Annotated in this window: 26 protein-coding genes and 2 pseudogenes; 2 read left to right on the top strand and 26 right to left on the bottom strand. The window is 52.1% G+C overall.

The window, feature by feature from the left end; translation table 11 throughout:
* Window positions 1-2: 2 nt before the first annotated feature.
* Window positions 3-872: a 23S rRNA pseudouridine(2604) synthase RluF gene (gene rluF / locus ACLD11_RS18115; RefSeq protein WP_001541283.1), complete on the top strand. Its 870-nt coding sequence runs from the start codon at window positions 3-5 to the stop codon at window positions 870-872.
* On the opposite strand, the gene ACLD11_RS18120 is transcribed toward rluF, so the two are convergent.
* The 25 genes and pseudogenes from ACLD11_RS18120 to ACLD11_RS18240 all read right to left on the bottom strand — a co-directional run bounded on the left by ACLD11_RS18120 (window position 869) and on the right by ACLD11_RS18240 (window position 20,919).
* Window positions 869-1,141, bottom strand: coding sequence for a DUF3811 domain-containing protein (locus ACLD11_RS18120; protein WP_001207628.1), 273 nt, complete (start codon window positions 1,139-1,141; stop codon window positions 869-871). The two genes, rluF and ACLD11_RS18120, sit on opposite strands and share 4 nt — an antisense overlap.
* Window positions 1,142-1,351: 210 nt before the next feature.
* Entirely contained in the window at window positions 1,352-2,110 is a 759-nt protein-coding gene (locus tag ACLD11_RS18125; RefSeq protein WP_001068171.1) for a DeoR/GlpR family DNA-binding transcription regulator, read from the bottom strand.
* A complete protein-coding gene (locus tag ACLD11_RS18130) occupies window positions 2,097-2,960 on the bottom strand; it encodes a Cof-type HAD-IIB family hydrolase (protein WP_411015213.1) in 864 nt (287 codons plus the stop codon). The genes ACLD11_RS18125 and ACLD11_RS18130 overlap by 14 nt, the downstream gene beginning before the upstream one ends.
* Before the next feature lie 16 nt (window positions 2,961-2,976).
* Window positions 2,977-3,816, bottom strand: a complete 840-nt coding sequence (locus tag ACLD11_RS18135; RefSeq protein WP_000472332.1) for a hypothetical protein — start codon at window positions 3,814-3,816, stop codon at window positions 2,977-2,979.
* 23 nt (window positions 3,817-3,839) lie between these two features.
* Window positions 3,840-5,429, bottom strand: coding sequence for a PTS sugar transporter (locus tag ACLD11_RS18140; protein WP_000716847.1), 1,590 nt, complete (start codon window positions 5,427-5,429; stop codon window positions 3,840-3,842).
* Window positions 5,430-5,857: 428 nt separating this feature from the next.
* Window positions 5,858-6,586 (bottom strand): hypothetical protein, encoded by a 729-nt coding sequence (locus ACLD11_RS18145; protein WP_000587740.1) that lies wholly within the window; start codon window positions 6,584-6,586, stop codon window positions 5,858-5,860.
* Between the two features lie 484 nt (window positions 6,587-7,070).
* The gene (locus ACLD11_RS18150; RefSeq protein WP_411015214.1) at window positions 7,071-7,586 is read right to left on the bottom strand and encodes a tail fiber assembly protein; all 516 of its coding nucleotides are present in this window, start codon (window positions 7,584-7,586) and stop codon (window positions 7,071-7,073) included.
* 204 nt (window positions 7,587-7,790) lie between these two features.
* Window positions 7,791-8,912 (bottom strand): annotated as a pseudogene (locus ACLD11_RS18155) (tail fiber protein); the annotation flags it as partial.
* Window positions 8,913-8,914: 2 nt separating this feature from the next.
* A complete protein-coding gene (locus ACLD11_RS18160) occupies window positions 8,915-9,547 on the bottom strand; it encodes a phage tail protein I (protein WP_411015215.1) in 633 nt (210 codons plus the stop codon).
* Window positions 9,540-10,655: a baseplate J/gp47 family protein gene (locus ACLD11_RS18165; RefSeq protein ID WP_411015216.1), complete on the bottom strand. Its 1,116-nt coding sequence runs from the start codon at window positions 10,653-10,655 to the stop codon at window positions 9,540-9,542. The genes ACLD11_RS18160 and ACLD11_RS18165 overlap by 8 nt, the downstream gene beginning before the upstream one ends.
* Complete coding sequence (locus ACLD11_RS18170) at window positions 10,646-11,005, bottom strand: GPW/gp25 family protein (protein ID WP_183060006.1); 360 nt, start codon at window positions 11,003-11,005, stop codon at window positions 10,646-10,648. The genes ACLD11_RS18165 and ACLD11_RS18170 overlap by 10 nt, the downstream gene beginning before the upstream one ends.
* Before the next feature lie 98 nt (window positions 11,006-11,103).
* Window positions 11,104-11,826 (bottom strand): phage baseplate assembly protein V, encoded by a 723-nt coding sequence (locus tag ACLD11_RS18175; RefSeq protein WP_411015217.1) that lies wholly within the window; start codon window positions 11,824-11,826, stop codon window positions 11,104-11,106.
* A gap of 9 nt (window positions 11,827-11,835) precedes the next feature.
* Window positions 11,836-12,879, bottom strand: a complete 1,044-nt coding sequence (locus ACLD11_RS18180; RefSeq protein ID WP_411011965.1) for a phage late control D family protein — start codon at window positions 12,877-12,879, stop codon at window positions 11,836-11,838.
* Window positions 12,867-13,076 (bottom strand): tail protein X, encoded by a 210-nt coding sequence (locus ACLD11_RS18185; protein ID WP_023201681.1) that lies wholly within the window; start codon window positions 13,074-13,076, stop codon window positions 12,867-12,869. Before ACLD11_RS18185 ends, ACLD11_RS18180 begins: the two co-directional genes overlap by 13 nt.
* A complete protein-coding gene (locus ACLD11_RS18190; protein ID WP_411015218.1) occupies window positions 13,076-14,029 on the bottom strand; it encodes a phage tail protein in 954 nt (317 codons plus the stop codon). Before ACLD11_RS18190 ends, ACLD11_RS18185 begins: the two co-directional genes overlap by 1 nt.
* Window positions 14,029-16,394, bottom strand: a pseudogene (locus tag ACLD11_RS18195) (phage tail tape measure protein). The gene ACLD11_RS18190 and the pseudogene ACLD11_RS18195 overlap by 1 nt, the downstream one beginning before the upstream one ends.
* 96 nt (window positions 16,395-16,490) lie before the next feature.
* Window positions 16,491-16,619: a GpE family phage tail protein gene (locus ACLD11_RS18200; protein WP_001651222.1), complete on the bottom strand. Its 129-nt coding sequence runs from the start codon at window positions 16,617-16,619 to the stop codon at window positions 16,491-16,493.
* On the bottom strand, window positions 16,579-16,896 hold the full coding sequence (locus tag ACLD11_RS18205; protein ID WP_023201678.1) for a phage tail assembly protein: 318 nt from the start codon (window positions 16,894-16,896) through the stop codon (window positions 16,579-16,581). The genes ACLD11_RS18200 and ACLD11_RS18205 overlap by 41 nt, the downstream gene beginning before the upstream one ends.
* Window positions 16,897-16,947: 51 nt before the next feature.
* The gene (locus ACLD11_RS18210; protein ID WP_000907494.1) at window positions 16,948-17,472 is read right to left on the bottom strand and encodes a phage major tail tube protein; all 525 of its coding nucleotides are present in this window, start codon (window positions 17,470-17,472) and stop codon (window positions 16,948-16,950) included.
* A complete protein-coding gene (locus ACLD11_RS18215) occupies window positions 17,472-18,899 on the bottom strand; it encodes a phage tail sheath subtilisin-like domain-containing protein (RefSeq protein WP_411011969.1) in 1,428 nt (475 codons plus the stop codon). Before ACLD11_RS18215 ends, ACLD11_RS18210 begins: the two co-directional genes overlap by 1 nt.
* Window positions 18,889-19,086: a hypothetical protein gene (locus ACLD11_RS18220; RefSeq protein ID WP_023201676.1), complete on the bottom strand. Its 198-nt coding sequence runs from the start codon at window positions 19,084-19,086 to the stop codon at window positions 18,889-18,891. Before ACLD11_RS18220 ends, ACLD11_RS18215 begins: the two co-directional genes overlap by 11 nt.
* On the bottom strand, window positions 19,083-19,538 hold the full coding sequence (locus ACLD11_RS18225) for a Gp37 family protein (protein WP_023201675.1): 456 nt from the start codon (window positions 19,536-19,538) through the stop codon (window positions 19,083-19,085). Before ACLD11_RS18225 ends, ACLD11_RS18220 begins: the two co-directional genes overlap by 4 nt.
* Before the next feature lie 158 nt (window positions 19,539-19,696).
* The gene (locus tag ACLD11_RS18230; protein ID WP_000777269.1) at window positions 19,697-20,011 is read right to left on the bottom strand and encodes a hypothetical protein; all 315 of its coding nucleotides are present in this window, start codon (window positions 20,009-20,011) and stop codon (window positions 19,697-19,699) included.
* A 12-nt stretch (window positions 20,012-20,023) separates the two neighbouring features.
* On the bottom strand, window positions 20,024-20,629 hold the full coding sequence (locus ACLD11_RS18235) for a lytic transglycosylase domain-containing protein (protein ID WP_023201674.1): 606 nt from the start codon (window positions 20,627-20,629) through the stop codon (window positions 20,024-20,026).
* Between the two features lie 2 nt (window positions 20,630-20,631).
* Entirely contained in the window at window positions 20,632-20,919 is a 288-nt protein-coding gene (locus ACLD11_RS18240; RefSeq protein ID WP_001226439.1) for a putative holin, read from the bottom strand.
* 576 nt (window positions 20,920-21,495) lie between these two features.
* Here ACLD11_RS18240 and ACLD11_RS18245 point away from each other — a divergent pair.
* On the top strand, window positions 21,496-21,843 hold the full coding sequence (locus ACLD11_RS18245) for a Mor transcription activator family protein (protein ID WP_000615248.1): 348 nt from the start codon (window positions 21,496-21,498) through the stop codon (window positions 21,841-21,843).
* Between the two features lie 130 nt (window positions 21,844-21,973).
* Here the strand turns inward: ACLD11_RS18245 and lysC are convergent, their stop codons facing one another.
* Window positions 21,974-23,323 (bottom strand): lysine-sensitive aspartokinase 3, encoded by a 1,350-nt coding sequence (lysC, locus tag ACLD11_RS18250; protein ID WP_411015219.1) that lies wholly within the window; start codon window positions 23,321-23,323, stop codon window positions 21,974-21,976.
* Window positions 23,324-23,344 lie beyond the last annotated feature (21 nt).

The following is a 23,344-nucleotide window of genomic DNA, read 5'->3' on the forward strand; positions in this document are numbered from 1 at the left end:
ATATGCTGACCGACACATCTATCCGGCTTAATAAATATATCAGTGAAAGCGGCATCTGTTCGCGTCGCGAGGCGGACCGTTTTATCGAACAGGGCAATGTCTTTATCAACGGCAAACGCGCCGCCATTGGCGATCAGGTAGTCGCCGGGGATGTTGTTAAAGTAAATGGTCGGTTGATTGAGCCGCGAGAAGCGGATGATTTAGTGCTGATTGCGCTGAATAAACCGGTTGGCATTGTCAGTACCACTGAAGACGGCGAACGCGACAATATTGTCGATTTTGTGAACCACAGCAAACGTATCTTCCCGATTGGTCGTCTTGATAAAGACTCACAGGGGCTGATATTTCTGACTAACCACGGCGATCTGGTCAATAAGATTCTGCGTGCCGGTAACGATCACGAAAAAGAGTATCTGGTGACGGTGGATAAACCGATTACCGACGAGTTTATTCGCGGTATGGGCGCTGGCGTGCCGATTCTGGGTACCGTCACCAAAAAATGTAAGGTGAAAAAAGAGGCGCCGTTTGTCTTTCGCATCACCCTGGTGCAGGGATTAAACCGTCAGATCCGTCGTATGTGTGAATACTTTGGTTATGAAGTGACGAAACTGGAGCGTACGCGCATTATGAACGTCAGCCTGAGCGGGATTCCGCTGGGCGAGTGGCGCGATCTGACGGACGATGAGCTGATCGATCTGTTTAAATTGATTGAGCGTTCCTCTTCCGAAGCCAAACCAAAGGCCAAAGCGAAGCCGAAGACCACGGGTATTAAGCGACCGGTCGTTGCGATCGAAAAAAGCAATGAGAAAGCGCGCCCGACATCAAGCGGTAAGCGCTTTACCTCGCCGGGACGAAAGAAGAAAGGACGTTAACGTCTGCCGCGCGTCGGCGTATTCGCCGACCAGGAGAATGACGCTTCCGTATCGGGTTTATACGCCTGCTTTTTCTTCAACTGGCGGGCTTTTTTCGCTTCAGCCTCACGCAGCGCCATCAGCTTATCGATGTACTCCTTTTTTACGCTGTTGGTCTCAGAATTGGTCAGCGGACGCCCGTGCGCAATACGGGCGCGGTCCAGCAACGTTTTTAGTTCGCGCTGTTCGCGCTCGGTCATCTCTTTTTGGGTAATGCGGGGGAGTGCCATACGGGTGCCCTCAGTTAGCCGATGCATTTAGAGCCTATCCCATTAGGGCTATTTTACTTGCCATTTTAGACCTGGGCAGTGCTCAAAATCCTCACGTACTACGTGTACGCTCCGGTTTTTGCGCGCTGTCCGTGTCCAAACTGGCTGCGCCAATAACGCCTGGTGGGATAGGCTCTTAGTCTACGGCAATACGCAACGGGCGGATAGCGCTCAGTCCGCAATCCGCAGCTTTCCGGCGAAATCCTGTGGCGTATAACCCGTTGACGTAAATCCTTTATCCGTGATGATGTTATCGATTTCTTTTACGCTTGCGATGCACATCACACCGTCCTGACCAAATTTGGTATGGTCGGCGAGAATCACTGATTTTTTGCTCATCGCAATCATGGCTTTGGCAACGTAGGCTTCTTCAAAGCTCTTCACCAACACGCCATGCTGGGGAGAAATGCCGCCAGCGCCAATAAAACAGATATCCGCGTGAATCGCGTTAATCTGCTGACACACCGAGACGCCGAGGTTGGCGCGAAAATGGTAATCATATTCGCCGCCTAATACATACACGCGGGCCTGCAGGTTATGCTCTTTAATTTTATCGGCAATTAGGGCTGAATTGGTAATCACGGAAAAAGCGAGAGGCGGTAATTGCTCGGCCAGAATAAGGTTAGTTGTACAGGAATCAATAAACAATGTATCCCGTTCACTGACCATTTCGGCGGCAAGTTTGCCAATCGCTATTTTCTCTTCGCGATGCGCCTCTATTCTTGCGCTAAACGCATCCTCCTGGACAACTTGCTTTTTGACTGCGCCCCCATGAATCTTAGTGATTTTGCCCTCAGACTCCAGTAAGGAGAGATCGCGACGAATGGTTTCTGAGGTGACGTTGAGCATTTCCGATAATTTAATAACGGTGACTTCACCGAATTTGTTTAATTCATCAAGAATATGTTTTCGTCTTTTAATTGGATTCATTATCTTTCGCCGCCGTCAACCTTTGGCGCATGGTAACTGGATGCGTAAGGCAACGCAACCACTCCAACGCATGGACGATACCCTCCTCATCATTCGTGGCAGTCACATAGCCGGCCTGCCGCTTTACTGCATCCGGCGCGTTGCCCATTGCGATGCTGATTCCGGCGGCGGCAAACATGCTGACATCATTCTGCTGATCGCCAATCGCGACCACCTTGTCAGAAGATATATTTAAATAATGAATTAATTGTTCTATTATGCACCCTTTATTTATATCGGATCTTTGAATATCAATATAATTCTCTCCCGTGACAACCGCATAATATCCACAAGGCAGGTGATTATTCACTTCTGTACACAGAGTATCTATTTCCGAAGATGCGGCAATAAGTGTGATTTTATATATATTGCGACGATTAAAGATATTTTCTGCAGTTTCAGTTATAAGCGGTAACCCAAATAAGCGGGCTTCATATGTTGTCCAGGGCGCAATTAGTCTATCGTCACGATGGTGAATTGCTTCGGCGCTAAAAAAGTGGTGGTGGTAGCGGGAAAGAGAAATATGCTGGTCAATATTCCACAGGTCTGTGGCGGTCAGCGGGGCAGCATGAATAATGCGCGGCCCCGCCATCTCCAGCAGGCGTCCGCAGTTAAAACCGGCGCACCAGTTAAACAACGTATCAACCTGTTGCTGGCGTAGCAGGCGTACCATTGAGGAGACCGGTCTGGCGGAACATGCCGCCAGCAGACCACCGTCCTGGCGGAACGCAATCAGCGCCTGGCGCGTGCGCGGGCTGATTGTTTTCTGCGAGGTGAGTAATGTTCCATCCAGATCGGTGATCAACAACATCTCTCGTTCCCTGATATCAATGAACAATAAACGGCGTAACGGCTTCTTTGGCGGCGTTGCACACCATGTTGTCGATAGCCGTACCGACCACCAGAATATTGACCCCGGTATCTTTAAACGCTTTCGCGTTGGCGAGGTTAATCCCGCCTTCCGCCAGCGTCGGAACATCCACCGCGCCGACCAACGCCCGCAGGCGATCTTTAATCATCTGCGGGATATCGCCTGCCGCTACGCCTTCATAGCTCATGCCTGTCATCAGACCAATCATATCCACGCCGATATCCTGCATTCGCTTCGCCACGCTGGCGACTTCTTCCGGCGTGCGTGCAGGAATACCGAAAGTATGCAGATCGTCAGGATGGCCAATGTAGGCATCGACAGTCAGACCATACTGATGGGCGAGATTAACGATGTCCTGCAGATCGTCCCAGTCGGATTTATGCGTATGTAAACCGTCGGCCCCAGCGCGGGCAATCTCCAGAATTTCCGTTTCGCTGAGCGGCACCGGTAAGGTTTCGGTAAAACCGCCGGCGATACCAACGGTGATAAAAATATCGTCCGGGACCACATTACGCACACCGTGTACGGCCTCAGCCATCTGGCTATTGGTGATTTCGTGACGAATCTGCTCCGCCGCGTGCATGTTGCTCACGCCTTTGTGTCCACGCGCCAGCGCCAACGCAGGGTGGTTCGGCTCCAGTAGCTTAACGCCAGCCTCACACACGGCTTTCGCCAGGCGCGCATCGTCGCCGGTTATTCCTGTGCTGAGGATGGTTTGCCCGCCGTGAAGCGTGATGGCTTCTTTCACTTTCTGTAACGCTTTGGCGCGTTTTTTATTCATATCGCCTTTAAACATGGTGTACCTCTGGTGTTGGTGCATTAATTAACGGCTGTCGTTGTTGATTCGCTCTGTACGACAGGTTTGAAACGGTTAGCAATAATGGTGGTAAGGCAGGTCATCGCCATTGTGGCAATCATTACGATGGCCATCTGGAGCGCATTGCTGGATAAGAACGGTGAGGCGAAAGCCGGAACATAGGCCACGCCTTTGACGTTAAAAAAGCCCAGCATCATGCCGCCCATTCCGGCCCAAAAAATGGCGGAGCCAAAAACAATTTTGTTGGCGAACATGAAGGGATAGGCGGATTCAACAAAGGTGCCAAAGCCCAGGTTAATGAGCAGGCCCGGCGTAGCAACGGCAGCTTCGCTTTTTTCACGCGGGGCGATCACATTGGCAAGGTTAATACCTGCGGCCACCATCACCAGACCGACCATATCGACCGCGCCGAGGAAGCTGACGCCGGATTTTTCCATCTCCAGCAGCACCAACGGCAGGATCACCGCGTGATAGACGCCGCCGAGAATGGCAGGCCAGATAACCAGACCAGCCAGCAGCCCGGCAAGAATTGGGCTGAATGCCAGCGTGCTTTCGATAGCTAGTTTGATGTAATTACCCGCAGATAGCGCCAGCGGACTCAGCAGATAGTGCATGATTAACCCAGCGGCAAGGCCCGATATCCCACCGGCGACGATGTTGACGGTAGTCATTGGGAAGCGCCAGTTCAGGCACAGCTCGAACAGCCAACGGACGAAAATCCCCGCCATTACACCGCCGATAATGCCGCCGATCAGTCCGCCCTCTACGGAAAGCACGCCAGCGACGACCCCGGCCACAATTGAAACTTCATCCAGTTCGGAAATCTGTTTTGCCGCCAGTACCGCGACTAACACCGGCAGGCCTTTTAATAAGATTTCAAAGATATCGTTAAGTTTTTCCAGTCCTGGTATATGGCTCAGGGCGAGTACAATCGCCATGGCGATAAAGCCTGGTAGCGCAGGGATCATGATGCTACGAATGTTAAAACGTTTGAGCAGGCTTTTTCCGGAACCGCTCTGCGAGGGCGAAGCGCTACCCAACTGTGGTTTGTACTTGATACCCCAATGTTTACACAGTGACGCCACGAAGGAGACGGCGCGGGTACGGCTGGTGGTGCCGGTTGTTCCGGAGGTCGCGACCACATTCGCCCCCTTTGCCGCCACCAGCGCCATGGAGGTTCCCCCGGTGCCGACAATCGGTGTTTTCATCTCAACGGCGGCGGCAAAAACGGCCTGGTTCGCCTTTACCGGATCGGCGCTCATTACCACGATCCCATCGATCTCACCGCAGCGGATCATCTCAGCGATTTGGCGATCGCTTTCTACTACCGAGGTGTTTACCTCCGAAAGTTTGCCCTGAAATATGCGCTGTGGTTTTTGTTGGTTTTCTGTGGTTAATGCATAAACCGATGCCGGGGTATCCGGTTTGGCGACGTCCATCGAGGCTTCTGCCGCGATAAACTGTACGGCGGCCACATTTACGCCCGCAGCCTCACACTGCTGATAAATCTCCTGGAGTAACTTCTCTGGCTCGGCGCCACCCAGGTTGTAGAGGTTGCCTCCACTGCTTCCAATAATCGCAATTTTTTTCATAGCGGCCTCAAATAGGGTAAGGGGGTTATCTGTGTTGTAGTGCAATCATAATTCCAACTAAAACCAAATAAAGCAACAATGAGAAAGTGGGCTTATACCAAAAGATATCAATTTTTAAATGTAACTCATTAAAATATAATGATTAATTTATGTTTTTGCTTTGTGTTGTTTTGTGTGGTTTTGTGACGAGGTTCAAAATGGGGAGTGCATAAATAGGGGAAAGTTGCCCATGTTGATGGGACGAGTAGGGTGTTGCGGATTCCTGAGCAGTATTCCGCCGGCAGCGCCTGGCGCGGGAACCGCCGGATGACGCGCCTGCGTCGCCATCCGGCAACGCATCGCCCGATGGCGCTTACGCTACCGGATTAGAAATATATAGAGGTTCTGGTGGCGCAAAGAAAAGCGCCGGCATTGACGAGAAGGAAGCTTTAACGCAGTGATAACTTATATTGTTTCACTTTGCTTTGGATTGTGTTTTTTAAACTAAAGTAAGGCACCCAAGGCAATGCTGTGTTCCAGGGGCGAGGGGAACCATGAAAACAGACTATGCTTACTCCGTCAGGTAATTTTCCATTACCTGTCCCATCGTATAGTTCAGGGTTAAAACCAATCATTTTTGGTGTTGCTATATTAGCTTTGTAACTAATAATTCTTCCGGGTAAGATGTTTTGCCATCTTTCAGCATCTTGACATATTCTGCCGATAAATCCTTGATCGCCATGATAGGGCGGGGTTCTTATAGCATTGATTTCCTTTTCAGGATTTTTCATAAATTCATCCCACACATTTTTTTTTGCGGGTGCAGGAATAAACATAATACCTGTTGCTGGCGCAACTGAAGCACCATGCTGAGAAAAGTCATTAAGTAATGTTATTTTTTTCATAGTTGTCAGAGGAGTAATATCTCCCACAATAACGCTATCTATATCAATATAGAGAATATCCTCATTACCAAGAACAGGATGCAGTGGATTGAAAAGTTCTAGTTTTGCCCACCATCCTGGCCAATCATACAAAAGAGGCGCTGTATTTACCCCTTTTATCTTTAGCGCATCTGTTAAACAAACAGAATCATAACCTTTGAGCTGCTTATGTAACCATTGAGCATGTTTTGTGGTGAAGTCTTTGCTTTGTCTGAGCACAGAAACAATAATCATTATATTCCCCTGTGAATACTAGGTGTTTTTAGCCATGTTCCACTATATTTAATGTGCTTTATATTGCAACAAAATTAGTGTTCATATGGTTATTGAATTTAAATTACATTCAGGATATGAATGTAATTTATTTATTTATGGTGTGATTAATATATGTAATATAAGTTGATAAATGTTTTAATGATTGTTTTGTCTTTTATATTTCAATGGGGTGATATAAAATGAGAGTTGGGATGGGAGTGATCTTATTTCCCTCCTTTTATTTCTGGTAGTTTTTATGTCGCTGAATTGGATAAAACACTTCAGTGTTTAAAGTGCGAGGTCCGCAATATTTTTATCTATCCTCTCAGGCAACCGGGAGGTGGGTGTCCCGAAGTTGGACAGACTGCAGTGATGTTATGAGAGTGATGCCCGATAGCGTTCACGCTTATCGGGCCTATATTTATGTATATATTATTAAATTTACTGTATATGTCTATCGGACTTATACATCTGGTGGCAAAGGCCAGCTAACGTCGAGTAAATTACTAGTGTTAGTTCTATTGATTTCAACTCGATACTTCTTCCAGGCATTCAATTTTTGTATCTCTTCGGTAGTGGCTATTTCAAGGTCTACAGCATCTTGTAACGGTATTATTTTTTCATTGGCCAGTTTTAGTCTTTCTGATTTTTCCACATTGGTGATTCGAGTAAGTTCTATTTCATTATATGTTCTCATTATTATTCTTTCATCTACAAATTGATATTTTCCTGAAATAATGTCGTCATATGGAGCATTATCAGTTTCAACAATATCGAAACCGGCTGGGTATAATTTAGAAATATCTTCACTTACCGAGTGAATGACTTTTGTTTCAGGGTGGATGCATAATTTGTATTTCAAATTGAAATGTTCGATTGCGCTGTAAAAATCCACTCCATTCTCATCTATGAAGTACTGGATATTTTCACCAAATGGCATATCATCTGGGTAGTAACGTTTTACGCTCTTTAATTTCATGGTTTTAAATCCTTATCCTGAAATAGTGCGCCAGGTACCATTAATATTAATCTGAAGAGGTTTATATTCGATACCTTGCATTTTATCGCCACCATCTACATAAGTAACAACGCATCCAGCAGGGGCTGCCGTGCCTGCTTTTCCTACTGCACCTAACATAACATTTTGCACGTATCGTGCATCAGATTGTGTCCTGGTATATATATTCGTTGCAGAGGTTTTGCTGTTTGCCAAATCATACGCCGCTTTTACCGCGCTCGGTGTCGCCGCTTCTGTGGTACTGGTGCTGTTCGTTGCGTTATTAAGCTTCACGATCCCTTTTTGCGTCAGCGTACCGTCCGGGACGCCGGTGATCTGCCCCCAGGCGTGAGTATGGTTCGCCGGGGCCGCCGCACTCGCCTTATCCATCGCCGCCTTGACCGCACTGGGCGTTGCCGCTTCGGTGGTGCTGGTGCTATCGGTGGCGCTATTAAGCTTCACAATCCCTTTTTGCGTCAGCGTGCCGTCCGGGACGCCGATAATCTGGTTCCAGACGTGAGTATGGTTCGCCGGAGCTGCCGCATTCGCCTTATCCATCGCCGCCTTGACTGCGCTCGGCGTTGCCGCTTCCGTTGTGCTGGTGCTGTCCGTCGCACTGTTAAGCTTAACAATCCCCTTTTGCGTCAGCGTACCGTCCGGAACGCCGGTAATCTGGTTCCAGGTATGCGTGTGATTACGCGCTTCCGCCATCGCCGCTTTTACCGCCTTTGGCGTAGCCGCTTTGGTTTCGTCATCGCTGTCGGTGGCATTACTGAGCTGTGTAAACCCTTTCTGCGTTAATGTCGCATCCGGGTGATTTGTCGAATGTTCATGCTCGTCCAGCCGGGCATCCACATAGTCGCGCGTCGCCAGCACAATGCTCGGATCGACCGTCAGCGTCACCGCCGTGGTGTTGGAGACTTCCATAATCAGGCGAATGCAGACCTGCTTGCCGCAGCCGCCCGGCAGCAGCGGTTTGTAGGATTCTGGGAATTTGCCGATGGCGATCAGTTCACCGTCGGCATCGAATACGCCCACTTCACGCACGTACCAGCCGCCAACCTCTTCCGGCAGCACCAGTTCGGCAATCAGCCAGTTGGGATTGTTCGGCGCAACGGTTAGCGTATTCATATCGCCGCGCCAGACTTCGTGGCGTAAAGTGGTCTGGCTGGTGGTCGGTTCATAATACTGTCCGCCGCCGTCGCCAACCGCCATCTTTTGCAGATGTATCTGTTTCTTATCCGCAAGGGCGCTGGCGATTTTCGCCATTCCCCTGTCGGTCAGGAGGGTATAAAACTCATTATCCATAATTACTCCGGGTAAATAGATGTAATTTCAAGGCTCCATTGCCCTGTACCGAAATAGATCGGTTTAGTTTGTTGAACTTCCAGAACCTGGAAGGGTAAGACGGTCGTTATTTCTCCACCGTAAAGCGCGCTGCCGATAACAGGAATAGCGCTTTGGTTAATTATCCAGACAATTAACGCTTCCAGCTTTGAGCGCACGTTCTTATACTCATGAATAAGAACGACCAGATTATTAAAAAGATTTTCATCCATGCCCTGGTTGATGAGCTCAATTTCAACCTTGAAGAAATAAGCCTTACCGCCATACTCAAACCATTCTGAAATCGTGCCGGGTAAGGATAATATTTCCAGTACACGGCGAACGGCCCAGGGAGTTCCTTTATATTTATGCAGTTCAATCGCCTGTTTAATTAACTCTCGTTTCTCCTGTTCATTGGCGGAAAATAGCCAGCCTTCGAGCCCCTGTACATGAAATTGTTCGGCCAACGAGGGCAGTGCCGAGGCATCAACGATATCCACCAGATAGACCAGCAACGCCGTCAGGTCGATTTGCGCAAAGCGTTCGGCGGCAATATTCGCCAGAATCGAAAAACGTTCGTCGCTGGCCAGCGGCGGCGGCAGAAGCAATTTATCCATCGCTGACTCCGGCAATCGTCACGTCAATAGCCGTACATTCCGCCCATTCGTGCGCCTGCAATACTTTTTTTGCGGGCATATCCAGCGCCACGTCGTACACGCCATCGACCTGCAATACTTTAATTATCTGGTTTGGCACAATGTCCTGGCCCAGTCGGGTCTGGCGCGAGCGCGTCCATGTATTAATCGCTTCACGCGCGGTGGCAAGCGTTGTCTCCTGGTCAGCGGTGTTAAACAGTGTTAGCCGGGCGCAGATCTGATAAGTCACGCGCGGCGCGCGCTTCGCGCTGACCTTATCGGTTAGCGGGCGCTTGTTCTCTTTGCTCACCTCCCGTTCGATCTGGGCAAGAAGCTCCGGCCCCGGCAGACCGTTCAGGGTCAGCGGATAGAGTTCCACGCAGCCTTCCGCCAGCCCTTCATCCGGCCCCAGCACCGCCACGTCGATAATCGACTGGCTGACCGAGAGCGTATGGAAGCGATAGGCGCCATAGCTGCCCGCGTTGCTGAAACTTTCCGGCGCTAGCTGGACGCGTTTACGTAGCGCGTTGTCGTTCTCTTCGCCGCAGCCGCCACTTGAGGCCGTCAGATTGGTGACGCTGAGATCGTAATTGCCTACCCGATCCACCAGCGCGTTAATTTGTGCAGGCTGCCAGTTGTTGCCGGATTCACCGGTTGCTACACAGGTTGCAGTTACCGCAGCGCTCAGGCTGCCCGCAGGCAACAGAACATCTTCGTCGGTGGCGAACATCACGCTATCCGACGCGCTGGCGCGAGTACCCTGTGGAATCAACAGGTTACTTTTAGCCGCTTGAGTAACAGAAAACTGCAGCGTGGTTTTCGCCGCCTGAGCGGGCAGACGGTGAACGCCAACCAGCTCGCCTAAATAATCCAGCATCGGCGCGCGGGAATACGCGACCAGGTTTTGCTTCGCCGCCTCCTGAATGCCGATACGGACAAGGTTTTCACGATAAGCAAACAGGTCAATGAGCAGCCGCTCAGCCTGCGCCGGGTAGAGTTTTTTACCGCTGGCTTCTTCATATTGCGCAATCATCTCGCTGGTGATTTGCGCGGGGTCGCGGTCAATAAAGTCGGGTTCGGCTATCGCCATAACACCTCCGTTGAGTTGATTACGCCGTCTGCGGCACGCCATTGCACGCGTAACGTCAGGTGTTCGCCGTCAATCGTCGGCGTCACCTTCAGCAACCAGCAGCGGGGTTCCCACATGCGAATCGCTTCCACCGACTCCCGAACAACGTGCGGAATAGCCCGCTCGATCGGGTAATCGATATAGCGCCACAGATTGCTGCCAAAAAGCGGCCTGTGGGGATCGCTGCCGCGCGGCGTGCGCAGAAGGATGTGTATTGCCTGATGAATATCATCCAGCCCGCAGACGTATTCTTCAGGACGTTGCAAGGCAGGTTGCCAGTGCAGGGTCGAGGGTCGTGTTTTTGTGTTCATGAGGCTATTTTCGCCTCCTGGCGGGGGGAACGATATTAAAGCGCTTTAGGAAACGAATTGATTACACAAAGAAAACCCGCCGTGACGGCGGGGTTGGGTTAGTGAGAGTGATGGTTGGAGTTGCCGCCGCTATCCATCAGCGTGCCGCTGGCGTTAACGTTGCCGAGGACATTCACGTTGCCCGTGATAACCGCGCTGTTTCCGACGCCGCCGCTGCCTGCCATACCGCCAAGCCAGGTGAGTTTTTTCATCACGGTAACGTCGCCGGTAAAGGTGCTGAGCGGCGCATCGACGGTGACATTCAGCGCTTTAATACCCGTATGGGGCGCTTCCACGTTGACATTTACCGCCTTGACGCCCACGGAGGTGGCCGCCACGTCTACGGTTTCTGATATCACCGTGACGTGCTGCGCCCTGACCTCTACTTGCGGTGAAGTAAGCTGCGTACGTTCCTTCACTTCAATGACGATTTTTTCTATGCCGCCGTTGACGGTGAGCTGATGTAACGCACGGTCATATTCAAAGGTCGCGCCGTCGGAAAACTGCACGTAGCGCTTGTCGCGCGAGGCCAGCGGCGCGGTATCCACGCTGGAGTAGACCGCGCCCAGCACCACCCCATCCTCGCCGTTGTCGTCGAGCAAAACTTCCACCTGTTCGCCAATATCCGGCAACCAGTAATCTTTGTTGTCCTGCGTGTTGCGTTGCAGCACCGCAAGCCAGTTACTGCGCAGGTTATCGCACTCCGGCAGAGTGACTCTGACGCGCACGACCGCCTCATCAATATCGCTGATAATGCCCGTCTGGCGGGTAACGCCTTTCATATTGTCTCCTTACTGGCTGGTTGCCGGTCCGCGTGAAATGTCGATTTCGGTAGTGTAGCCGCCGCTGCGCGTGAGTTTGTGCATGGATTTATCAATCAGCCATTGCCCGGAAAGCACGCCAAAATCGCTCAGTTCTATCTTGTTGCCCGCCGTCAACTGCGGGCAGCCCATCATGCTGAGCGTGCCGGTTTGCTGGTATTCGTTGTGGCTGTCCAGCGCGGCATTGGCTTTAGCCTGCGCCGCGCCGGTATCCGGAGCGCGACTGTTAATCTTCAGGGTATCGGCGCTGGTCGCCGCACCGCGCGCCGGGGCTTTTTTCTGGCTGTCATGGGTGTAGATAACCAGTTCTTTTTGCTTGCTATTTTGATGCTGCACGGTGGCGTTTTTGTAGATCCGGTTGATGGTATCTTTGAACGTGTAGTGCGAAATATCCGTCCGCCTGAGCGTCTTCACCGGCGCCAGACAGCGTAGCGTCGGCAGATGCGAAAAGATAAGCTCCGTCGCCGTCACTTTCACGGTATAGCCATATTCACTCGCCAGCCGTTTGAGAAACGCCACGTCGGTTTCGGCATATTGCGTGACCCGATCAATCGTCAGCGGCGCAATCTTGCCCACCAGCGTTAAACCGTGTTTTTGCGCGATGCGACTGGCGATGGCGTAAAGCGTAGTCTCCTCAAAGCCCTGGCTGTTTTTGGTGCGTAGCGCTTTGCTGACCGAGGTGGCGATACCGTCGATATTGACCGTCGAAGGCGGCGCGCTGATATCAATTTTATCAATGATATAGGTTCCGCAATCGAGCAGATCTTCGCCCTGGTAGCCCAGGCGCAGCGCCAGCGTGTCGCCTTTTCCCGGATACCATTCGTTTACCCAGCGCCCGGCGCTATCTTCCAGCGCAATGGCAATAACATCCGACTCGTTTTTAATGCTGTCGCTGTAACTGATGCTGGTGACGTAAGGCACGATGTCGTAAGTGATCTCTTTATGTCCATACCAAAGGGTAAAAATGGGCGTCAGGGTGGCGAACACCCCGCCGGATACCGTTATCTCAGCCATGGCGGTAGCTCCGGGGTCGTTTGCGTGACGCTGACAACCGGGATGACCAGCCGCACGCCTGACGGCAAAACCGGCATAATAGCGACGTGCGGATTGGCCGCGATGATGCGTTCGTAGGCCAGCGCATCGCCGTAATAGCGCCAGGCGAGATTATCCCAGCGTTCGCCGTCGGTGGTGATATGTTCAAGATAGCGCATTACAGACTCCTCGTAATATCGGCGGCGGCAAGCTGGCTCACGTCAGGCGCGCTTGTTTGCAGTGTGTCGCGCGCTTGATTGACCAGCGTCGCGGCGCTGTCGTAAGCCGCTTCCGCGACGCTGCTGGTGATAGTGTCAAACAGCGATTCGGCGTGTTCGATAAGCGTGCCAGCGTCGCCCGCGCATTCGCGGATCCCCGGCAGGCTGTCGATCAGTTCCTGCATTTTCGCCGCCAGCGCTTTCGGCAGCCCGGCCAGCGTTTGCAAATCCAGCGGCTGCTGGAACAGCGCGTCTATCGAACTCATGGTTTTTTTCAGCGAATCGACGATATCGCCACATTTTTCTTTCAGCGCTTTGGCTTCCTTCACCAGCTCTTTCGCCTGGGCGATCGTTTTTTTGATGTCATCAATGGCGTCAGCCACCTCATCCATCATCTCTTTGGCTTCACGCATACCCTCTTCGACGGCGCTCATCAGTTCATCGAACCAGGAATCGCTAACGTCGGGAAGCTCATCCAACATCTCGTCAATGTTCGGTTCCTGGGTGGTGATGGCCGGAGGCAGTAACGGGCTCTTCGGATCGCCGGTGTACTCCTGTAGCGACAGACTGCCGCCCTGGGCAATGACGTTACCGTAAGGATCGGTGTGCTGGTGGGTAGCGGTCAGATCGGTAATCACGAACCAGCCGCGATAATCACCATTGCCGAACACCAGCGCCATCGCCTGGTGCGCGGTCATCGCTTCCCGCAGACGGTTCAGCTCGGTGGTCGGCTGGCAATACTGACTATGAAAGTTGAATTTCAGGGTGATTTTGTCCAGCTTATCGCCGATAAATTGCACGCCCGGTTTCCCTTCAATACGGGCATGGCTGGTATAATCCACGCCCATCGTGCTTTCAAATTCGTCCCAGTAAGCGACGACGTCAAATTCTATTTCGCCTAATACGGCATACATTATGCGTACTCCCGGCGCCGTTGTTGCGCCATGACATCGTTAATTATTCTCTCCAGCTCGCGTTTACTCAGCGACAGCACGTTGTTGATATCTTTGGCGGCATTCGCGCCGCTTCCCTGCACGGTAACCTGCGGGGAAAAGTGTACCTGCACGTTGCTTTGCGCGCGGGAGGGCAGCGTATAAGGTTTCCCGCCGGATTTGCCGGGAAGCGCGGCTGGCGTCGGCGGCGTGGCGGCGCTTTTCGTCTTCATAGGCTGCGGCGAGGCCATCGTTTTGGCCGTGGACGCCAGCGGCGTTGTCACCGCTTTCGCTCCCGATGCCAGCGGCGCGCTGGCCTGTTGCGCGACCATTGTTCCGGCAATACCGGGGACGGCGGCGGCGACAGACGGCATTTCAGCGTTGATGCCCAGCGCGCTTTTCGCCCAGTCGGGGATCAGCGCTTTTATCTTCTCAATCGCCCCGTTCAGGAAAGGAAGCGCATTCAGAATGCCGTTGATCAGGCTATCCAGAATATTGCCGCCAAATTCGCTGAAGCTGGCGGGGAGTTCAATGCCAAACCAGTCCAGTACGCTGGCGAAGGCGCGGTAAAACAGCCCCAGCGGCGACCAGTCGAGAATCAAACGCGTGACGCCGGCAATGCCTCCGTCAAAGGCGGTTTTGATGCGCTCCCAGACTCCGGCAAAGAAACCGGAAATCGGTTCCCAGTAGCGATAAAGTAAATAGGCGGCGCCTGCGATAGCGGTGATAGTCAGGCCGACAGGGTTCATCAGCAGCGCCGACCCAGCCAGATAAACGTCTGGCCGACCAGCCGTAGCCCTTTTATCAGGCCGTTTCCCAGCAGCATCGTCAGGCTTTTCGCACCGTTGCCAAACGATTTCAGAACCGACAGCGCGCGACTGCCGCCGCCCAGCGCCAGACCGGCTTTGACCTTCAGGAAGATATCGATCAGGCGAATAAACGGTGACGCAATGAGGTTTGCTCCCAGCCTGAGAATATTCAGCGCCCCGTTGAACAGCCAGATAACGCCAACGACTTTGGCGACCCCTTGCACCAGCGCCGGATTTTCCCGCAGCCAGGCGCTGAACTGCCGCACCAGCGGCGTGACGCTTTGCGCCAGTTCGCCAATGGCGGGCATCAGTTCCAGGCCGACGGTCAACCACAGATCGTTAAGTGAAAGCTGTAGCGCTTTGGTCTGCTCTCCGGGCGATGTCATTTTCGCGGCGAAGTCATCATCAATAAAATTTTGCCCCGCCGCCTGCATTGCGGAGGCTTTTAGCTGGCGATATTCGTCCATATTCGCCAGCATCGGGGCGAGAAAATCCCGCGTTTGCGCATCGCCGAACATCGCGCCGAGGTTAAATTTCTCCGTCATGGCCTGTAGCGCGTCGCCGCGCGCGGAAAGATCCTCAATCTTCATGGTTTGCCTGAAGGTGTCGAGGATCTGCGGGTTCATTTTCTCCAGTTGCATCTGCACGATGTGGGCCATCGCTTCCGTCACGCCGATGCCGTTTTGCTGATGCTCCAGCAGCGATCCCTGAAGATCCACGCCCTGGCGGGCAAACCAACTGTCCGCCTCTTTCGAGAAGGCGGATTTCAGGAAATGGTCGAAATTCGCTGCCGCCGCGCCTGCGTCAGGGGCGTTTTTCATGGCGATTTGCATCGTTGCGGTCAGTTCCGCAATGCCTTCTTTCCCCCGAGCGTCGGTTTTTCCGGCAAAGGCGTTAATCCACTGGGTTTGTTCTGCAACGGAGCCGCCGCCGCTTTTTGCCACGCTGTACAGCATATTTTGCGCAAAACGGAAGTCGTCAGGGGCGATGTTCAGTTTGTCGCGAGTGGCCAGAGCCGCCTGCGCCCAGCTTTGCGCGCTGTCGCGGGAGGCGGTTGCGGCTTTGGCGATATCGGGCATGTAGCGGCTAAGATCCTGCAATGCGCTGACGCCGCCTTCGATCATCGTGGCGGCGGCGCTTTGCAGATCTTTTTGATCCTGATTGAAATCAAGACTCCAGTCGCGGATATTCAGGCTCAGGGCGTCCCGCGCGGTGTTATCCATGCCGCCTTTCGCCGCCATATCGACCATGTTGCCCTGAAATTCGTAAGGCAGCTTCCAGTCGGGAGTCTCAACGTTCAGGAGCTTGCCGAGCTGTCCGGCGAACGTTTGTGTTTTTTCCAGCAACCCGGCGCGCTGTTTATCGTTCTCTTCCCGGTGAAGGGCAAAGTTAGCGAGCTGTTGCGTAAGCCGGGTGATTTTTGTTTGCTCAAAGCTGAGCGTGTATAGCGTGCTGGCGTTGAGTGAGCCGTAACGGGCTATTGCCTGCGTCAACGTCTCATTACGCGCCTGAAGCTGAGTAATAATGTCGTTGGCCAAAATAGTGTCTCGTATAAGTTGCCCGGTAACAGGCTGCTTGCCGGAAAAAGAACAGGGAAGGAGTGAACCGGGCTTGGGTCAGGAAACCCGCAGGCATTAAGTCTGCGAGTCGTATTCGTGTTTAATTTGCGCGCTGGCTTCATCCAGCCAGCAGGTAAAATCGTCAACCGACAGCGCGTCAATTTCACTGGGCGGAAAGCGAAACCACCTCGCCAGCAGCGCCATTGCCTGCCACAACTGCTGTGGGTTCTGTAGCCATGCTAAACATGGCCTGAAATCGTTTCTGCAATGCCTGATAGTCCAGCAGATCCATTTCCGCCAGATCTTCGGTTACCAGCCCGGTCATCGCCGCCATCAGCGGCTCATCCCACTCTTCCGGTTTATCGCTGACGCGGCGCGCGGCGCGCATATCTTTTACCTTCAGGCGACGTAATTGCAGAACGTCGATACGTTCCCCGGCGGCGGAGGTAAACGGGAACTGCAGGGTATATTTTTCGTTCATGGTGTAGTCCTTATTCGTCGTGTTAAATTCGGGGCCGTAGCCCCGAAGTAATTAACCGCCAATATTATTACGGTAGGCATTTAATTGATCCGCGCCATTTACGCGGAAGATATTCGCCAGATAATCCAGTTCAAGAAGCGTTTCACCGTCAACCACCTGTTTAATATAAGTGCAGCCGAAGGCGCTGCTAAATTCCGGGTTTTCATTCTGTTTAAACGTTCCCAGCGGGTTCTTTTTAAACATTACGGTCATATGCGTCACCAGCGCTAACTGATCCGCTTTACCCTGCGAGTTATAACAATCGATGCTGGAGCGGCACTGCAATGCCACCGCCTGCCACGGGTTTGCCGTTTTACGCATGACGTCGTGGTAAAACGAGTTCCATTTAATTTCGCCCTCCAGTTTGTCAAAGCCGGCAGGCAGCTCAATTTTACCTACCATCCCCAACGCTTTATGCTCCTGCATAATCATGCTGATATCAGGCAGTTTAATTTCACTCGCGCGACCTAAAAGATTATTACCATCGAGATAAATATTGGCGTTGGTAATACGGTTAATTTGAATTTTTCCAGCCATTAGCGATTGCTCTCCAGAGAAACTAAATATTCAGAGGTAATTTCGGTTTCAAACGTCAGACGTTCCAGCGGCGGCGGCGGGGTGAATTTGTAGCTCAGCAACAGATGCCCGGCTGCCAGTTCAGTCTGTTCGTTACGCGCCGGGTCGTACCAGCATTCAAAACCCAACAGCGCGCCGTCGGCAATCAGCTTACGACCCCAGGTGTTCACCGATTCGGTTAGCGCATCAATCAGTGCCTGATTAATCGGCATATCCATATACTGCTGGCTGAAATAACGAATCGATTCGTTAATCACATCACCAGTACGGCGCACGTTCTCAAAGTTACGCATATGGGTAACCGTCGGCCAGGCGGCGGTACGGTTGCCCCACAGGCGCAAACCGGAGCCATAGCTGTTGAAGATGGTGGTGATGCCGTTTTCATTCAGTTGATTCACCTCACTTTGCGGATCGTCGATCATCGCTGACAGTGAGCGCTCTACGCCGGTAATGCCCTGAATTTCCTGATTGGAGTTGCTCCACCAGAAGCCTTTTTCCAGGTCCACCTTGGCACGCAGACCTGCGGCGCGGGAGGAGAGCGGCTCCAGAACTTCGCTGTCCGTCGCGCTGTCGTACACTTTAACGTGCGGATAGCACAGACGAACGCGATCGGAGCTGGTGTTGAAGTTGATCGCGCCTTTTGCGCCGCGTCCTGTCAGCGCTTGCTGGAACGTGGTGCCGATTGGCGCATCGATGTAGGCGATGGCCCCCAGCTTTTCCGCCTGAGTGATAAGTTCAGTGGAGACGGATTTCTGGGTGCAGAAAATCGGCGCAAGCAGAATTTTTGGGTAGAAACCGTAAAGGTTCCAGGTATCCTGCAACAGCTTCATACCGGTACGGTCGCCCGCAGTGTTTACCGCGCCAATAATATCGGCAGCGGTCACTTTGGTGGGGTCCGCGTAAGTATAATTCACATAGGCCTGAACGCCGGGTTTCAGGTTGGTTCCCATACAGGTGATTTTACCGGTCAGCATATCAATGGTGTAATCGGTGCCTTTGAGATAAGCGTTTCCGGCGCTCGTGCTGCGGCCAATGCTCATCGTTTGCACGGCCCCGTGCTTGAGTTGAATCTGACCATTGTCATCAACCTTCACGACTTCACTGGAAATGGCGCTTTTGTGTACCGTCGGATTCAGCACGTTAATCACCACGACCGTTCCCGCGCCGTGATCGTAGATCGCCTTCAGCGCCTGCGGGATGGTGAAATTTGCCAGACCTGGACCAAATTGCGCCGCGTCGCTTTCAGAAAGGCACAGCGTCGGCTGGTTTACCGGGCCGCATGGCGCGGTGCCGATCAGACCAATAACCGCAGATTTCACCGCCTTAACCGGACGTGGGCCGGTTTCGATCTCAATGGTCTCTACACCGTGCAGGTAATTAGCTGCCATGGACAATTTCCTCTTCATTAGTTTCTACTTCTTGCGTAACCACTGGCGCCAGGTGACGGCGGGCAATCATGGTGATTACCCACTCGTTATCTTCCGGTAGCTCGATTTCGCTATTGGGCCACAGTAAGACTTCCTGGCCGTCGGCGAGCGTGACGCCGCTTGCCGGGCCACTGTAGATATATTTCATTGAATTTCCTCATAATTAACAGATGTAAGCAGGGGGGAGTCCTTGCTTTCCCGATCGGCGATAAACAGGGCGTGAGCGGTCATTTTCAGAATGTAGCGGCAGAAGCCGGCGTTCTCGCCGAGAGACTTTTCTCGCTTCAGCCACAGTGGTCGATCGCAGTCAGGGAGCGTGATGCCGCCCAGTGAACTGCGTATACGATCCAGCGCGTTTATCGCGTCACTTGTTTGCGGAACAATAACGGCGGCGGAAATGCGCAGAGTTTGTTTTTGCACGGTGGTATCAGTACTTTCTGATGCGGCAAAAACCGATCCGCGGTAGTGGATTAATACCGTTATCTGCTGTACGTTTGGGATATACGCTTTCGGGTCTGCCGATGAAATAAGTACATCCATATCGGGATTTAATTCACGCAGTCGATTCGCGACGGCATTTACAACAGATAATGTTTCCATATACGCTTTCCTTAATTCGCCAGGAGAGGAGATATTCTCTCTCCGTCACAGTTCGGAGATATTTTGGCGTATCAGGCGCGAGGCGTCTTTTAATCTGCTTTAGAGAAAAAAGTTAAAACAAATAAAAAATCCCCGGCGTATAAACGACGGGGATTTATTTAAAGGTTACCTCGTTGAATCAGTTCTATTTTGCTATATAGCGCATCCAGTTTTGCTTCCAGAACGGCCTGGCCGCGAAGATAATCCTCGCGGCGGACATAATGCAGCGGTAAATCGGCGCGAAATTCCAGAAATTCTCTCTCCAGCCTGGACCAACCTATTTCTGATTCGCGCCGGGCAGCTTCCAGTGCTTCAAAACGTTCATTCAGCCGTTTTTCAATTTGCGCCAGCAGCAATTTACCGGCAGCAAACATGAGTCCAACAAACGAAAGTAAGAGGGAGATGACTTCCCAAAAATCGATACTGAGTTTCATTACTCCCTCTGATTAATGAATGCAGCTAGCCTGCCCCCATTGCAAATAACGGGGAGCATGTTGGTATAAAATCGCTTCAGGATAATGACGATTTTCGCGCCAGTTCGCGGCGCTGCGCCCGGCGTTAACGCGTTCTACATGTTCAAACCAGATGGACGCATCCAACCCCTTTGCAGCGGCCAGCTTTTTATCTCTGTTCACCCAGCCTTGCCCGCCGTTATAGGCGCTCAGAGTGAAAGCCATTCGCTGGCAGCTATCCTTCGCGACCAGGCCGTTCCAGAGTTGATAGTCATACTGCACCAGCGCGCGTATCGCCCAGGCGGGATTAAACGGCTTGTTCTCGCGAAGCGCCGGATACATCTGGCTTACCCATTTTGCCGTCGCAGGCATAAATTGCGCCATACCCTGCGCGCCAGCCGGAGAAAGCGCGTCAGGCGCCCAGCCAGATTCCTGATGTAGTTGCCCGGCAAAATCAGCAACGGGGGCGTTAAGCCCCCAGATTTCGCGCGCGGTACGAATCACTTCGTTGCGCCATTGCAGAGAAGTGCGCGGCGGTTCGGCAGCGTCGGCAGACAAGAAAGACATAGCGCAGACCAGGCATACGTATTGATAACGCATCGTTACAGCCCCAGCGCGACGGCAAGGCAAATTGCCGCAACGATGATCGCGCGACGAATCATCGCCGCGGCGCAGCACAGTGACTCTTCCCACGGACAGAAGGAGTCGGGACGCGCCCAGGGGAAAAGACTGCGGTCAAGCCAGTAACCCAGCACCGCTGATAACGAGACAAGGCTGAGTTTATAGATGACTACCGGAATTTGCGCTGATGATGTCCAGCCGATAAGCGCAAACAGTACGACAGAGGCAATCAGCCAGCCGGAAAGTCGGGGAACAATAATTTTTCGCATACTCTATCTCCTGATAATTGAGAGAGAAGTATCGCTTTTCCCCATAGCGGAAGAACGAAAAGGGCTTTAATAAATAACTTTAAAAAATGTTTAGCGCATGGTGTCAAATGCCAACAAATAAACGAATAAATAAAGGGTTCGGGGCCGGGGATAGAGGTTGCCTGCGGAGAGTCAGTATGTGTCTGTGGCAGGCTACGGTGGCGGTATTGCTGCGTCATAATAATTTTTGATTAAAATTATCTTATTGATTTTTAAAGTTAGTTTAAAAATTCACGCGATCGTGATGAAAGCGATCTTTTTGATCGAACGCAGAAAAAAATGCAAAAAATTAACTGTATATGCATACAGTATTGTGTAAAATGATGACATCAGTGAAGGCTTACTTCACCTATAAAATAAATACATATTATAAATTGAAAACGATATATACATTCTTTTAATTTATAATTAAATGCCGTTGATAGTAAATATTTATATATATTTTGAATGTATTGATAGGTAGTTATTGCACCGTTTTTTACGCTTCCCTTTTTGGTGCCGTCACGGGGAGCATGGTGCTGGATATGGAGATAAAATATGATTCAGAAATCAAAAGAAATGGTTCGGCTTCCGGAGATTATTAACGATCTGGCGTTTCATGCGTCGCAGGTGCTTATTGAAAGCATGAATATTGATAGCGCGTCAGCCGAAAATGCCGGTCAGGCAATTGCTGACAGAATGATGCGCAACTGGGGCGGGCAAAGCATTTATTTCCCCAAAGGTATCTCTGGCCGGGCCTCGGAACGGGATTATCAGATTTACAGCGAGTGCGATGGGCGTAATTATGCGGAGCTGGCCAAAAAGTACAATTTGACACTGCAGTGGATCTATAAAATCGTTAAGCGGGTCCACACGGAAAAACAGCACCAGCGGCGTATGCTGTAAGTGATATCGGGTATGGCGTATAGCGACAAGCGCTATACGCCGGGAGCTGCGACAGGCCGGATAAGGCGCTTGCGTCGCCATCCGGCAACGTATTGCCTGATAGTGCTCACCCGCTGTCGTGTCAGGGCGATTATTCAAATAAGTTCTGATGTAGCTTTTGCACCACTTTCTCGGCATCGTCTCCCGGCACGAGGAAGCACAGATTGTGGCTGGAGGCGCCGTAACAAATCATGCGAATGTTGAACGGTTCCAGGACGCCAAACACTTCTTTACCAACGCCGCAGGCTTTTGACAGGTTGTTGCCAATCAGCGCGACCAGCGCCAGTCCTTCTTCGACTTCTACCCGACACAGCGCGGAAAGCTCCATCAATAAGGATTGTGTCAGTAACGTATCGCCCGTGGAGGTGGAGCCGGTAGTATCCAGTGTCAGCGCGACGCTCACCTCCGAAGTGGTAATCAGATCTACCGAAATATTATGCCGCGCCAGAATGCCGAACACCTCTGCCAGGAAACCTCGCGAGTGCAGCATATTCAGGCTGTGCAGCGTCAATAGCGTTTGATTGCGGCGCAGCGCCAGCGCGCGGAATAGCGGCGGGTTTTGGGTTTTATTGCACACCAGCGTACCGCCCGCTTGCGGATCTTTACTGGAGCCAACGAAGACCGGGATATCGCTACGCACGGCCGGGAGTAAGGTGGCTGGATGCAGTACTTTTGCGCCGAAGGTTGCCATCTCCGCCGCTTCTTCAAAGTCGATTTCATCAATTCGCTGCGCGACGGGCACCACGCGCGGGTCGGTGGTGTAAATACCGGGCACATCTGTCCAGATATCAACCCGCGCGGCGTGGAGCGCTTCAGCCAGCAACGCTGCCGTATAGTCGCTGCCGCCGCGGCCTAATGTCGTGGTGCGGCCTTTGCTTTCACTGCCGATAAAGCCCTGAGTAATGACCAAATTTTCGTTCAGTCGCGGGAGCAACTGCTGCGCGGCCAGTTCCGCAAGCGCTGCGACGTCCGGTTCCGCACGACCAAAGCGATCGCTGGTACGCATCACTTTGCGCACGTCGAACCAGTGGGCCTGTACGTCGCGTTCACGCAGGATCTCAACAAATAGCAGGGTAGACATCAGCTCGCCGTGACTGACCAGTTCATCGGTCAGGGCTGCCGATGTCGCCAGCGATGCCGCCTCCGCCAGAATAGTGATGTTTTCCAGCAGGCGTTCAATCTCTTCGCGAATGACATTCGGATGACGCAGACGATCAAGGATATCGAACTGGATTTTACGGATGGCGTCGAGCGTAGCGAAACGTTCGCCAGGCTCCATCCCTTCGGCCAGCGCCACCAGCAGATTAGTGATGCCGGCAGACGCGGAAAGCACGACTAAACGAACATTGGCATCGGAAAGTACGATATCCGCGCTACGGTTCATGGCGTCAAAATCAGCGACGCTGGTACCGCCAAATTTGGAAACAACGATCTCTGTCATATCAACCTCGTGTCAGGAAAT

Source organism: Salmonella sp. 741265116_PST (assembly GCF_046567715.1).
Taxonomy (GTDB): Bacteria; Pseudomonadota; Gammaproteobacteria; order Enterobacterales; family Enterobacteriaceae; genus Salmonella; species Salmonella enterica.